Consider the following 12004-nt stretch of genomic DNA (forward strand, 5'->3'; position numbering starts at 1 on the left):
GCGTGGTCACACGGTAGCGATGTTCGGCGGCTGCGCCTATCGGTTTCGCGCAAATACTGTCAGAATTGCGCAGTCTTGTGTGTGTTGAAGCGCGCAATACGTCGAGGAGTCTTGAATGATCGCAGAGAACCATCCAACGAAAGATCAATCCGTCGAAGTATGGGCCGCCACGGACAGCTAATGTCGCGGCTTACCCGGCTGGGCTTCATCGACACTCGTCGCACCGCCAATCCGGTGCGACGAAAGGTTCGTTCGCGCGGGGTACCGCCCGCGCTGGCAAACTCCGAGATCTTCTACACCGAGAGTGTGCGCGAGGCCATGGCGCTGCTCGGGAAGGCGCTCGCACCTGGCCGGATAACGGTCGGCGACGAGGCCGACGGGTTCGCCGCCACGATGCACGGGGTGCGTTTTCGCAACGTCAGCATGCTCTATCTCGATCTTCATGTGCGAGCGAGGCTCGAAATACCGGCGCTCGGACCGTATTACGGAGTCCACATGCCGATGAACGGGCGCGCGCTGTGCCAGCACAACGAGCACTCCTTCGAGGCCAACACGATCCGCGCCCTGGTGACGAACCCGGAATGCGCCCTTACCATGGACTTCGACGACGACTCACCGCAGCTGCTGATCCGCATCGAGGAGCCCGCCCTTCGCGAGTACCTCACGCGCCTTCGCGGACGAAGGCTGGCCAAGCCCTTGGTTTTTCACCCCGAATTCGACCTGACCACCGATGTCGCCGTGCGCTGGCACGCCGCGGTGCAGCTCCTGCACACCGAGGTTTACCACACCGGATCGCTCGTTCAGCAGGGCCACGGCATCGACGGGGTTGAGGAACTGTTGATGAACAGCCTTCTATACATTCAGCCGTCCAACTACCACGACGAGTTCGTGCGCTCGGCGCCCGATCCCGGCTCGCGGGTGGTTCAGGATGCCATCCGCTACATCGATGCCCACCTGGCCGAACCCCTCACGATGGAGCAGATCGCCCGTGAGGTGCACATGAGCGTTCGGTCGATTCAGCAGGGCTTTCGCGACGAGTTGGGGATGTCACCCATGGCGTATGTCCGCGAGCGCAGGCTCGAGCGGGTGCACCACGAACTGACCGATGCGCTGCCGTCCGACGGCGTCACCGTCACCGATGTGGCAACCCGTTGGGGTTTCCATCATCTCGGCAGCTTCGCGGTCGAGTATCGGAAGAGATTCGGACGAACTCCGTCGGAAACGTTGCGCCAGTAGTGCGGCCACGATGTATGGTCGTCGTTTGATTCGAGGAGGCCGGCTGTGCATGAACTCTCGATCTGCAGCTCGATTGTCGGAATAGTGAAAAAGCACGCCGCCGGGCGCGAGGTGCGAACGGTTCACGTCCGCATCGGAGCGATGCGCCAGATCGTTCCCGACACGCTGACGTACTGCTGGTCTCTTGTCACCGAGAGCTCCGAGCTCGCCGGTGCCGAACTGGCGATCGAACGGATTCCGGCCAAGATTCGGTGCACGAGCTGCGGCCGTGAACAGGTGCTCGACGAGTTGGCGATGGCATGCCAGGAGTGCACGGGCTCGGTCGATCTCGTCGAAGGCGACGAATTCATGATCACATCATTGGATCTCGCGGAGGTGTGAGACGTGGGTAGGTTCCATCGGCACGACGGCGACACCGACTGCCATCACCACCACCATGACCATGAACACGATCATGACCACCACCATGACCATGATCACGACCACGGTGATCACTCCGGGTACGCCACGGCATCCGAGCGGGTGGTGGTGCTCGAGCGGATCTTCGACGAGAACGACCAGATGGCCGCGGCCAACCGCAGGGACTTCGACTCCGCTGCCCTCACCGCGATCAACCTGATGTCCTCGCCAGGAGCGGGCAAGACGACGGTGCTGCGAGAGACGCTGAGCAGGCTGCAGGGACGGCTGCGGGTCGGCATCGTCGAAGGCGACATCGAGACCAGCATCGATGCGGATCGGCTGGCCGGCTTCGGTGCGGCGATCTCGCTGATCAACACCTCGGACGGATTCGGTGGCGAATGCCATTTGGACGCACCGATGGTGCGGTCCGCACTGCCCCGTCTGCCGTTGGCCGATCTTGACCTGCTGATCATCGAGAACGTCGGGAACCTGGTGTGCCCAGCGGAATTCGATGTCGGCGCACATTCTCAGGCCATGGTGTACTCGGTCACCGAGGGTGAGGAGAAGCCGCTCAAGTACCCGGTGATGTTCCGGTCCGCCGACCTGGTGATCGTCAACAAGATCGACCTGATTCCGCATCTCGACTACGACCTGTCGCTGTTCTACGCCAACCTCAAGGCGGTCAACCCCGGCGTTGCGGTGATCGAAACCAGCGCGCGGACCGGTCAAGGGATCGACGAATGGTGTGACTGGCTGCTGGACAGGCACCGGTCGTTGCACGCCAGCAGCCCTTTAGGGGGCTGACGGCAGGGCGCCGCGGGCTGGATGGAACCGATCCCCCCTGGTCCCCACCCGGGAGGGGGATGGCCCGTCAGCGTCGGCACGCCATCCTTCTGGCATGCTTACCGACCGCACCACGCTGGCCAAGTTTCTGATCGAGGAACGCCGACGTCACCCGCATGCTTCCGGTGACCTCAACGGCCTGATTCTCGACGTCGCGTTGGCGTGCAAGGCGATCTCGAACCGGGTCGCGCTCGGCGCCCTCGGCGGGGTGCTGGGGTCCGTCGACAGCGTGAACGTCCAGGGTGAGGTGCAGCAGAAGCTGGATGTGATCGCCAACGACTACTTCATTCGCGCCACCGAGTGGAGCGGCCACGTCGCAGGCATGGTGTCCGAGGAACTCGCCGAGCCGTATCGGCTGCCCGCCGAGTACCCGCGCGGCAAGTACCTTCTGGTCTTCGACCCGCTCGACGGGTCGTCGAACATCGACGTCAACGTGTCGGTGGGCAGCATCTTCTCGATCTTGCGGGCGCCCGAAACCGGGGCCGACCCAACCGAGCAGGACTTCCTTCAGCCCGGCAGGCAGCAGGTCTGCGCCGGCTATGCGATCTACGGACCTTCCACGATGCTCATGCTCTCGGTGGGTACCGGCGTGCACGCGTTCACCCTCGACCCGAACCTCGGCGAGTTCGTGCTGACCAAGGAATCACTTCAAATACCGTCGGCCACACGAGAGTTCGCGATCAACGCCTCGAATCAGCGGTTCTGGGAGCCAGCCGTGCAGCGCTACGTGCGCGAGTGTCAAGCCGGACGGTCCGGGCCACGGCACAAGGATTTCAACATGCGCTGGGTTGCCTCGCTGGTTGCCGAGACGCACCGGATCCTTAACCGCGGCGGCGTGTTTCTCTATCCGCGCGACTCCCGCGAGCCGGTTAAGGCCGGCCGGCTGCGCCTGCTCTACGAGGCCAATCCGATGGCGTTTTTAATCGAGCAGGCCGGCGGTTTGGCGAGCACAGGGCGGCAACGCGTGCTCGACGTCGTCCCTCATGAAGTGCACCAACGAATTTCGTTCGTGTTCGGCGCACGCGAGGAAGTGGAACGCATCGAGGAGTACCACCGCGAGGCCAACGAGGTGGTCTCGACGCTGCCGCTGTACGGCACGCGTGGCCTCTACCGGGTGTCGGTGGGCTAGAGATGTCGCGTCGTCATCCCATCATCTCCGTCACCGGGTCCTCGGGCGCCGGAACCACGTCCGTGATGCGGACCTTCGAGCAGATCTTCCGCCGCGAAGGCGTCAACGTGGCCTACGTCGAGGGCGACAGCTTTCACCGGTACGACCGCCAGGAGATGAAGGCCGCCATCGCCGAGGCACATGCCCGCGGCGACCACTCCTTCAGCCATTTCGGTCCGCAGGCAAACCTTTTCGAAGAGCTCGAGGAGTTGTTCCGCAGCTACGGCGAAACCGGTACGGGAAGGTTCCGCAAGTATCTCCACGACGAAACCGAAGCCGCCCCGTACAGCCAGCCTCCGGGCACTTTCACGCCGTGGGAGGATCTGCCGCCCGACACGGACATGCTCTTCTACGAGGGTCTGCACGGCGCCATCGAGACCGACAAGGTCAACGTCGCCCGGCATGCCGATCTACGCATCGGCGTGGTCCCTGTGATCAACCTGGAGTGGATACAGAAGCTGCACCGGGACAGGTTCGTTCGCGGCTACACCTCAGAAGCCGTGACCGACACGATCCTGCGGCGAATGCCGGACTACGTCAACTACATCTGTCCGCAGTTCTCCAACACCGATGTGAATTTCCAGCGGGTGCCGATGGTCGACACGTCGAACCCGTTCATCGCCAGGACGATCCCGACGGCGGACGAGTCGATGCTGATCATCAGGTTCCGCGACCCGCACGGCATCGACTTTCCGTATCTACTTGCCATGCTGCATGATTCGTTTATGTCGCGGCCCAACACCATCGTGTGCCCCGGCGGCAAGATGGATCTGGCGATGCAGCTGATCTTCACCCCGATGATCCTGCGGTTGGTGGAGCGGCGCAATGCCGCGCTGCCCGACGTCGAACTCGTCACGCAGTGAGAGGTCACCGGGACAGCGAGCGTACGACGATCTCGGTGGCCAGTTGAGCGGTGAAGTGACGTGATGTGCGGGGGCCCGCCAATTCCGCCAGTCGGAAGTCGCCGCAGACGTGGCGGCGGCTTGCGGCGGCGACCGCATACATCGCGCTGCTGCTGACCAACGCCGTCGTATCGGTCTGCACCGCAGGGCAATCGCTGTCTCGTACCGTGCCGTCCTCGCCGGGGACGCGCGGGTGTCCGGCGTCGATGACGACGAGCCCGGTGAAGCGTTCACGCTCGGCGGCCGCGATATTCCAGGCCAGCTCGCCGCCGACCCGGTCACCGACGAGCAGGCCGCTGCGCACCCTCAGCTGGTCGAGCACACGAAGCATCGCTTTTGCGGTGAGCCGGGGATCGGCGGGAACGACCACTGTGCGCAACGCCGCCACGTGGAGCCGTCTGCGGACGTCTTCGAAGGCGGCCCGATGCGGTCCGTCCTCCTCGATCATGATGACGCAACGTGCACTGTCCGGTCCTGACAGGGCCACGGGAACCTGGAATCCGTCGATGGTGTCGACGTGGCGCTGCGCCGCTGGGCACATCGTCATCATCCGTAGCGCTTTCCTGGCGGCAGATCGGTCGCGTAGGCGTGTGTGGTGTAGCCGATGCGACGATCCGACAACTCCGCGCGCTCCAACCGAAATCCCGGCTCCTCTTTCGGGCGCTGCACGATGAACGAGAACGCGGTGGTCTGGCGTCCGAGTCGGGCGTCATAGGCGTTCAAGCGCACGTACGCATTGGGATATGCGCTGCGGCATGCGTTGACTTCCAGCAGGACACCTGCGGCGTCGGTGAGGTCGAACATCGGCAGACCCCACATCTCCCAGTAGACGTTGCGCGGATGCGGGTCGTCGGTGAACTCCACCGACAGCGGCCAGTTGTTCTTCAGCGCGTAGTTGATCTGGGCGGTGATCTCCTCGTCGGTGAAATCGGGAAGGTAGGAGAACGTTCCCTGCGTGATGCGCATGATGTGTCCTGTCTGCTCAGCTGAAGGTGGGGGTGGGGACGACGTCGGGCGTGTCGGTGGACTCGTAGTTGAACGACACGTCGCCCCAGGTGGCCAGCGCGGTGTCGAGCGCCCTGTTCGTCGACGCCGCCTTCTTCAGGATGTCGGGGCCCTCGCGGTAGAAGTCCCGGCCTTCGTTGCGGGCCTTGATCATTGCCTCAAGGGCCACCCGGTTGGCCTCGGCGCCCGCGGCGATGCCCATGGGGTGGCCGATCGTGCCGCCGCCGAACTGAAGAATCACGTCCTCGCCCAGGTAGTGCAGCAGTTGATGCATCTGCCCGGCGTGGATTCCGCCGGATGCCACCGGCATCACTCCCGGCATCGATGCCCAGTGTTGGTCGAAGTAGAGACCCTTGACCGGATCAGCGGCGATCCGGTCGAGCCGAAGCGTGTCGTAGAAACCCGCGATCGAATTCGGGTCACCCTCAAGCTTTCCGACCACGGTGCCGGCGTGAATGTGGTCGACACCGGCCAGCCGCATCCATTTCGAGATCACCCGGAAGCTGACGCCGTGGGTTTTCTGGCGCGTGTACGTGCTGTGCCCGGCCCGATGCAGGTGGAGCAGAATGCCGTTGTCGCGGGCCCACTTCGCCATCGACTGGATCGCGGTGTATCCGATCGTCAGGTCGATCATGACGACGACCGAACCCAGCTCCTTGGCGAAGTTCGCCCGCTCGTACATCTCCTCCATGGTGCCTGCGGTGACGTTGAGGTAGTGGCCTTTGATTTCGCCCGTCGCCGCCTGGGCGCGGTTCACCGCCTCCATGCAGAACAGGAAGCGGTCACGCCAGCGCATGAACGGCTGCGAGTTGATGTTCTCGTCGTCCTTGGTGAAATCCAGGCCGCCGCGCAGGGCTTCGTAGACGACGCGGCCGTAGTTGCGGGCTGAGAGACCGAGTTTCGGTTTCGTGGTGGCGCCGAGTAAGGGGCGGCCGAACTTGTTCAGGTGCTCGCGTTCCATCACGATGCCGTGCGGCGGCCCCTGGAAGGTCTTGACGTACTGGGTGGGGATCCGCATGTCTTCCAGGCGAAGCGCTTTGAGCGGCTTGAAGCCGAAGACGTTGCCGATGATCGAACTGGTGAGATTGGCGATCGACCCCTCTTCGAACAAGTCGAGGTCGTAAGCGATCCAGGCGATCCACTGCCCGGCGTTGTTGGGCACCGCATCCACCCGGTAGCACTTGGCCTGATAGTGCTCGTAGGTGGTGAGACGGTCGGTCCACACCACGGTCCAGGTCGCGGTGCTCGACTCGCCGGCGACGGCCGCGCCGGCCTCTTCCGGAGGCACGCCCTGCTGGGGAGTTATCCGGAAGGCGCACAACACGTCTGAACCTTTCGGCACATAATCGGGTTGCCAGTAGCCCATTTCGGCGTAGGGGATGACGCCGGCGTTCCATCTATCGGTCATGCTCCGAATGCTGCCATCCAACACTGAACATATCTATTGAGAATCCTCCACCAATACTGAAGTAATCACTTAAGTGATTCCCCCCGGTGTTTCCACCACTTCGGTGAGGTCGGAGCGGGTCGCGCCGCATACCTTGGCTACGACAGACCAAGCATCGGAGGGCTTACATCACATGACGAAATGCCGACAGACCGCGGCGCGAATGGTCGCCTATGGCAAAGGGATTCTGGCCGCCGACGAAAGCGTGGCGACGATGTCCAAGCGGCTGGCCGACGCCGGGGTGGAACCCACGGCGGAGAATCGGCGCATCTACCGCGAACTGCTCGCCACCGCGCCCGGCCTGTCGGAATCCGTTTCGGGGATCATCTTCTGCGACGAGACACTGCGTCAGACGTTCAGCGACGGCACCCCATTCGCTGCGGGAGTGTCCGAACTGGGAATCCTGCCGGGAATCAAGGTCGACACCGGCGCGAAGCCGTGCCCGGGCCTGCCCGGCGAGACGGTCACCGAGGGGCTCGACGGACTGCCTGCACGCCTGGCGGAGTACGCCGAACTCGGAGCGGTCTTCGCGAAGTGGCGGGCGGTCTTCAAGATCACCGCCGAAACGCCGAGCCGTGGCGCGATCCGCGCGAACGCCAATGCGCTCGCTCGCTATGCCGCCGCGTGCCAGGAGGCGGGCATCGTGCCGATCGTCGAACCCGAAGTGCTCTCCGACGGAGAGCATAACCGCGGAGTCTGCAGGGACGTCACCAGCGAAGTGCATGCGGCGCTTCGGGCCGAGCTCGCGCTTCTGAATGTCGACCTGGCCGGAATCGTGTTGAAGCCCAACATGGTTCTAGAAGGGCAGGGTTATGGACGGGAATCGTCGCCGGCGGAGGTCGCCGAGATCACCGTTTCGGTGCTGCGAGCCTGGCCGGATGATCTCGCAGGCGTGGCGTTCCTGTCCGGTGGACAGTCTCCCGAGCGCGCGACCGCGAACCTCGAGGCGATGCAGACGTACGCGACGCCATGGCCGTTGACATTCTCGTTCGGTCGCGCCTTGGTGTCTCCCGCCCTGGCCGCGTGGCACGGTGATCCCGAACTCGTGTCCGCGGGTCAGCAGGCGCTGCTGGAGCGGGTCGCGGCCAACGGCGCCGCGGTGCGTCAACGCGGTGAGCTGCAATCGGTTTGACGCCGGGCCAAGACCCACATTCCTCGACGCGTGCGGTCGACTATCTCGCGGCCGCCGTCGTCGTACTGAATCAGGATGTGGCCCTTGTAGGCTGCGCGCACGCGCCCGGTCCTGCCGAAAACACCGCGCGCCACCCGGATGCGATCACCGGCCGTAACGACAGTGGTGTCGGTCATTGCGCTGCCTCCCTCAATCGGACACGATGCCACCAGTTTCCGTGACAGAAGCCGGCGGCTCAACCCCGAAGTGGGGGAATGGTGGGGGTGTGTCAGCCGAGGAACTCGCCGACCGACCCGGCGATGGCGAGCACGGGTTGCGGCGTGATGCCCAAGAGGACCGTCACGGCTGCCGCGACGCCAACCACGGTGGCAGTGGATCGAGCGGGCGCGGCGGGTAGCGGGGTCTGCGGAGTCGGCTCCGAGAAGAACATCCTCACGATCACCCGCGCATAGGCGTAGGCGGCGATGGCGCTGCTGAGTGCCCCGACGACGACCAACGCCATCGCGCCGTCGGATGCGGCGGCCTGGAAGATCGCCACCTTGCTGACGAATCCGCTTGTCAGCGGGATGCCCGCGATGCCGAGCAGATAGACCGCCATCGCAGCGCTGAGCGCCGGTGACCGCCGCCCCAAGCCGGCCCAGCGCCTCGTGTCGGTCTCCTCCCGTCCATCGTCGCCGCGGATCAGGTACACGGTGGCGAACGCGCCGATCGTGCTGAACCCGTATGCGGTGAGGTAGAACAGGGTCGACGTCAGCCCAGCACCACCGGCCGAGACGCCGAGCAGCAGGAAACCGACGTTGGCGACCGACGAGTATGCCAGCAGACGCTTGATGTCGGTCTGCGCCACCGTCAGCAGAGCCGCCAGCACCATTGTCAACGCCGCGATCGTCCACAGCACCGGCCGCCAGTCGATTGTCAGGGTTGGCAGCGCCACCGAGAAGATCCGCAGCATGGCGCCGAACGCCGCCAATTTTGTTGCGGCGGCCATGAATCCGGTGACCGGGGTCGGGGCACCCTGGTAGACGTCGGGCACCCAGAAGTGGAACGGCACCGCGCCGATCTTGAACAGCAGCCCGGCGGTCAACAGTGCGACGCCGGCCACCGCGAGCGCAGAGTGTTGATCGGTCCGGGCGAGCGCTTCTGCGATGCCCGTAAGCGACAGGGTGCCCGCATGACCGTAGAGCAGAGCCAGGCCGTAGAGGAAGAGCGCGGACGAGAGTGCCCCGAGCAGAAAGTACTTCAGCGCCGCCTCGTGGGAGAGCAGCCTGCGGTGTCGCGCCAGCGCGCACATCAGATAAAGGGGAAGCGAAAGCACCTCGAGTGCAACGAATATCGTCAGAAGATCCGCACTTGCCGGAAACAGCAACAGGCCGCCGACCGCGAGCAGGTAGAAGGGGAAGACCTCGGTTTGGGCCGATCCGGCTTGGATACTCGCTCGTTCGACGGCGCTGCCGGGCACACTGGACGCCGACGCGGCGAACGCGGTCAACCGGCTCTCGGCGATCGGTGCGAGCGCCAGAAGCGCCGTCAGAAGGATGACCGCTTGAAGGAAGAGCGTTGGCCCGTCGATCGTCACCGATCCCATCACCGCGCTGCCGTGGTGGTCTCTGAGCAGGCAGACGGCGAGGAAGGCTGCGCCAAGCGCGGCGGAGCTGAGCGCCAGCTGGACAGGGTAGCACCGGTTGCGCGACACGAATGCCTCGACGAGGACGCCGGCGATCGCGGCGCCGAAGATGATGAGCATCGGCGACAGTAGGCCGTATTCAACATTGGGTGCTTGAAGGTTCATCGCGCCGGGCCTTCTGCAAGTTTGGGTGCGGGATCGGGTTGCTCGATCGTGGTCAGGGTGTGGCTGACGGCTGGATTGATCACGTCGAGCGCGGGTTTGGGATAGATACCAAGCACCAGCAGCAGCGCGATCAACGGCGCCACCACCACGAGTTCGCGGGGCAGCAGGTCACGCAGCCGGTCGTTGCCGTCGGTGACGGGCCCGCCCATCATCCGCTGATACATCCACAGGATGTAGATCGCCGAGAGCACCAACGCGGTCGACGCCACCACCGCGGCAAGGGGATACCGGCTGAATGTTCCGATCAGGACCAGGAATTCGCTGATGAACGGCGCCAGGCCGGGTAGTGACAGGGTGGCCAGTCCGGCGACGAGGAAGGTGCCTGCCAGCACGGGCGCGACTTTCTGCACGCCGCCGTAGGCGCTGATGAGGCGGGTTCCCCTGCGGGATACCAGGAATCCGGCGATCAGGAACAGTGCGGCGGTGGACAGGCCGTGGTTGACCATGTACAGCGTCGATCCCGATTGCCCCTGGGTGGTCATCACGAAAATGCCGAGAATGATGAACCCGAAGTGGCTGATCGAGGTGTAGGCGATCAGCCGCATGACATCGCTCTGCCCGATCGCGAGAATGGCGCCGTAGAGGATACTCACCACCGCGAGCGTGATGAGCAGCGGTTGGAAATGCCTTGTGGCGTCGGGGAAAAGTCCCACACCGTAGCGAAGCATGCCGAAGGTGCCGAGCTTGTCCACCACCGCCATCATGAGGACGGCGGTGACGGGCTTGGCGGCTGTCGCGACGCCGGGGAGCCAGGTATGCAGCGGCCACAGCGGGGCCTTCACGGCGAACGCGAACATGAAACCGAGGAAGATGAGGTTGCTGACGGCCGGTGATGCGTCACGCATCGCGGTGGTGAGCGCGCGCACGTCCATGGTGGCTGGGCCGGCGGCCGATCCGACGAGATACAGGCCGATGACCGCGGTGAGCATGATCAGCCCGCCGATGAGGTTGTACAGCAGGAACTTCACCGCCGCTTTCGCTTTCCTCGGGCCACCGAATCGTCCGATGAGGAGGTAAAGCGGGATGAGTGTCGCCTCGAAGAGCACGTAGAACAGCAGCACGTCGAGCGCGCACAGTGACAGCAGCACCATCGACTCGACGATCAGCAGCAGCGCGACATAGCTGTTGGCGGCGAACGGGCGGTCACCGGCGTCGTTCCAGCCGGCCACGATCAGCAGCGGCACAAGCACCGCGGTGAGGACGACGAGGGCGAGGGCGATGCCGTCGACGCCGAGGGTGTATCCGGTGCCGAACGAAGGTATCCACGGGTGGTTTTCGATGAACTGGTACCGCGGGCCGGCTGGCTCGAATCCTCGCGTCACCCATGCGGCGACCGCAAGCGTCGTCACCGCCGCCAACAAGCCGAGCGTTTTGACGACAGCCGGGTTCGATTGTCGCGCAAGCAACACGACCGCAGCGCCGGCGAGTGGAACAAGCCACAGGATTGTCAGCCACGGGGTCCCGGTCATCGCAGCACCGCCAGCGTTGCGGCCGTGACGAGTGCTGCGCCTGCGAGCATGGATAGGGCGTAGGAGCGGGCGAATCCGGTTTGTAGGAGGCGTAGCCCGTTGGAGATACGGGCGATGAGGATGGCCAGTCCGGTTGCGGCGCCGTCGATTCCTTTGTCGTCGATGACGACCAGGTCGCGGGTGAGGACTTGGCCGGGCTTCATCAGCAGCTCCTCGTTGATCACATCGCCGTAGAGGTCTTTGCGGGCGGCCACGGTCAGTGCGGACACCTCTTCCGGTGCGGTATCGGGCACCGCTGCGAGGGCATACATGCGGTAGGCGATCATGATGCCCAGCGCCACCACCGACAACACCACGATGGTGACCACCCACGCAGGCACCACATGGTGCTCCTCGTGGGTGCCGACGACGGGTTGCAGCCAGTGGGTCAGGGTGCCGCCGATGGCCAGTACCGCACCCGAGGCCACCGAACCCACCGCGAGCAGGATCATCGGCCAGGTCATCACCGCGGGTGCTTCGTGCGGATGGGCATCGGGGGCCCAGCGGCGTTGCCC

The 12004-nt window shown here is 64.5% G+C and carries 11 protein-coding genes and 1 pseudogene; 6 read left to right on the forward strand and 6 right to left on the reverse strand.

From position 1 onward, the window contains the following. Positions 1-180: 180 nt before the first annotated feature. The 5 genes from CQY20_RS08460 (at position 181) to CQY20_RS08480 (ending at position 4509) form a co-directional block, all read left to right on the forward strand. The gene (locus tag CQY20_RS08460; protein WP_097939623.1) at positions 181-1236 is read left to right on the forward strand and encodes an AraC family transcriptional regulator; all 1056 of its coding nucleotides are present in this window, start codon (positions 181-183) and stop codon (positions 1234-1236) included. A 45-nt stretch (positions 1237-1281) separates the two neighbouring features. Continuing rightward, positions 1282-1617: a hydrogenase maturation nickel metallochaperone HypA gene (locus CQY20_RS08465; protein ID WP_097939624.1), complete on the forward strand. Its 336-nt coding sequence runs from the start codon at positions 1282-1284 to the stop codon at positions 1615-1617. 3 nt (positions 1618-1620) lie between these two features. Further along, positions 1621-2439 carry a hydrogenase nickel incorporation protein HypB gene (gene hypB, locus CQY20_RS08470; protein WP_097939625.1) on the forward strand — a complete coding sequence of 273 codons (819 nt, stop codon included), beginning with the start codon at positions 1621-1623 and terminating at the stop codon, positions 2437-2439. Between the two features lie 94 nt (positions 2440-2533). After that, positions 2534-3607, forward strand: coding sequence for a class 1 fructose-bisphosphatase (locus CQY20_RS08475; protein ID WP_097939626.1), 1074 nt, complete (start codon positions 2534-2536; stop codon positions 3605-3607). 2 nt (positions 3608-3609) lie between these two features. Beyond that, positions 3610-4509 (forward strand): phosphoribulokinase, encoded by a 900-nt coding sequence (locus CQY20_RS08480; protein WP_097939627.1) that lies wholly within the window; start codon positions 3610-3612, stop codon positions 4507-4509. A 4-nt stretch (positions 4510-4513) separates the two neighbouring features. Here CQY20_RS08480 and CQY20_RS08485 read toward each other — a convergent pair whose 3' ends face one another. From CQY20_RS08485 to CQY20_RS08495, 3 genes are read right to left on the reverse strand one after another with little or no spacing between them, the layout of a single operon-like run. Next, positions 4514-5089 carry an alpha/beta hydrolase gene (locus CQY20_RS08485; RefSeq protein ID WP_097939648.1) on the reverse strand — a complete coding sequence of 192 codons (576 nt, stop codon included), beginning with the start codon at positions 5087-5089 and terminating at the stop codon, positions 4514-4516. Positions 5090-5094: 5 nt separating this feature from the next. Continuing rightward, complete coding sequence (locus tag CQY20_RS08490; protein ID WP_097939628.1) at positions 5095-5514, reverse strand: ribulose bisphosphate carboxylase small subunit; 420 nt, start codon at positions 5512-5514, stop codon at positions 5095-5097. Between the two features lie 16 nt (positions 5515-5530). Then, positions 5531-6961, reverse strand: coding sequence for a form I ribulose bisphosphate carboxylase large subunit (locus CQY20_RS08495; RefSeq protein ID WP_097939629.1), 1431 nt, complete (start codon positions 6959-6961; stop codon positions 5531-5533). Between the two features lie 172 nt (positions 6962-7133). Here CQY20_RS08495 and CQY20_RS08500 point away from each other — a divergent pair, with 172 nt between their 5' ends. Further along, positions 7134-8132, forward strand: coding sequence for a class I fructose-bisphosphate aldolase (locus CQY20_RS08500; RefSeq protein ID WP_097939630.1), 999 nt, complete (start codon positions 7134-7136; stop codon positions 8130-8132). Between the two features lie 268 nt (positions 8133-8400). Here CQY20_RS08500 and nuoN read toward each other — a convergent pair whose 3' ends face one another. The 3 genes and pseudogenes from nuoN to CQY20_RS08515 all read right to left on the reverse strand — a co-directional run. Then, positions 8401-9921: an NADH-quinone oxidoreductase subunit NuoN gene (gene nuoN / locus CQY20_RS08505; protein ID WP_097939631.1), complete on the reverse strand. Its 1521-nt coding sequence runs from the start codon at positions 9919-9921 to the stop codon at positions 8401-8403. Further along, complete coding sequence (locus tag CQY20_RS08510) at positions 9918-11450, reverse strand: NADH-quinone oxidoreductase subunit M (RefSeq protein ID WP_097939632.1); 1533 nt, start codon at positions 11448-11450, stop codon at positions 9918-9920. The genes nuoN and CQY20_RS08510 overlap by 4 nt, the downstream gene beginning before the upstream one ends. After that, positions 11447-12004 (reverse strand): annotated as a pseudogene (locus tag CQY20_RS08515) (NADH-quinone oxidoreductase subunit L); the annotation flags it as partial. The gene CQY20_RS08510 and the pseudogene CQY20_RS08515, both read right to left, overlap by 4 nt.

This window comes from Mycolicibacterium agri (genome assembly GCF_002553505.1).
In the GTDB taxonomy this organism is placed as follows: domain Bacteria; phylum Actinomycetota; class Actinomycetes; order Mycobacteriales; family Mycobacteriaceae; genus Mycobacterium; species Mycobacterium agri.

What these genes read in the sequence shown, in the direction of transcription:
- CQY20_RS08480 (WP_097939627.1), top strand. Translation starts at nt 3,610, where the DNA reads ATGTCGCGTCGTCATCCCATCATCTCCGTCACCGGGTCCTCGGGCGCC.
- CQY20_RS08490 (WP_097939628.1), bottom strand. Translation starts at nt 5,514, where the DNA reads ATGCGCATCACGCAGGGAACGTTCTCCTACCTTCCCGATTTCACCGAC.
- CQY20_RS08500 (WP_097939630.1), top strand. Translation starts at nt 7,134, where the DNA reads ATGACGAAATGCCGACAGACCGCGGCGCGAATGGTCGCCTATGGCAAA.
- CQY20_RS08485 (WP_097939648.1), bottom strand. Translation starts at nt 5,089, where the DNA reads ATGTGCCCAGCGGCGCAGCGCCACGTCGACACCATCGACGGATTCCAG.
- CQY20_RS08460 (WP_097939623.1), top strand. Translation starts at nt 181, where the DNA reads ATGTCGCGGCTTACCCGGCTGGGCTTCATCGACACTCGTCGCACCGCC.
- CQY20_RS08495 (WP_097939629.1), bottom strand. Translation starts at nt 6,961, where the DNA reads ATGACCGATAGATGGAACGCCGGCGTCATCCCCTACGCCGAAATGGGC.
- CQY20_RS08510 (WP_097939632.1), bottom strand. Translation starts at nt 11,450, where the DNA reads ATGACCGGGACCCCGTGGCTGACAATCCTGTGGCTTGTTCCACTCGCC.
- nuoN (WP_097939631.1), bottom strand. Translation starts at nt 9,921, where the DNA reads ATGAACCTTCAAGCACCCAATGTTGAATACGGCCTACTGTCGCCGATG.
- CQY20_RS08475 (WP_097939626.1), top strand. Translation starts at nt 2,534, where the DNA reads ATGCTTACCGACCGCACCACGCTGGCCAAGTTTCTGATCGAGGAACGC.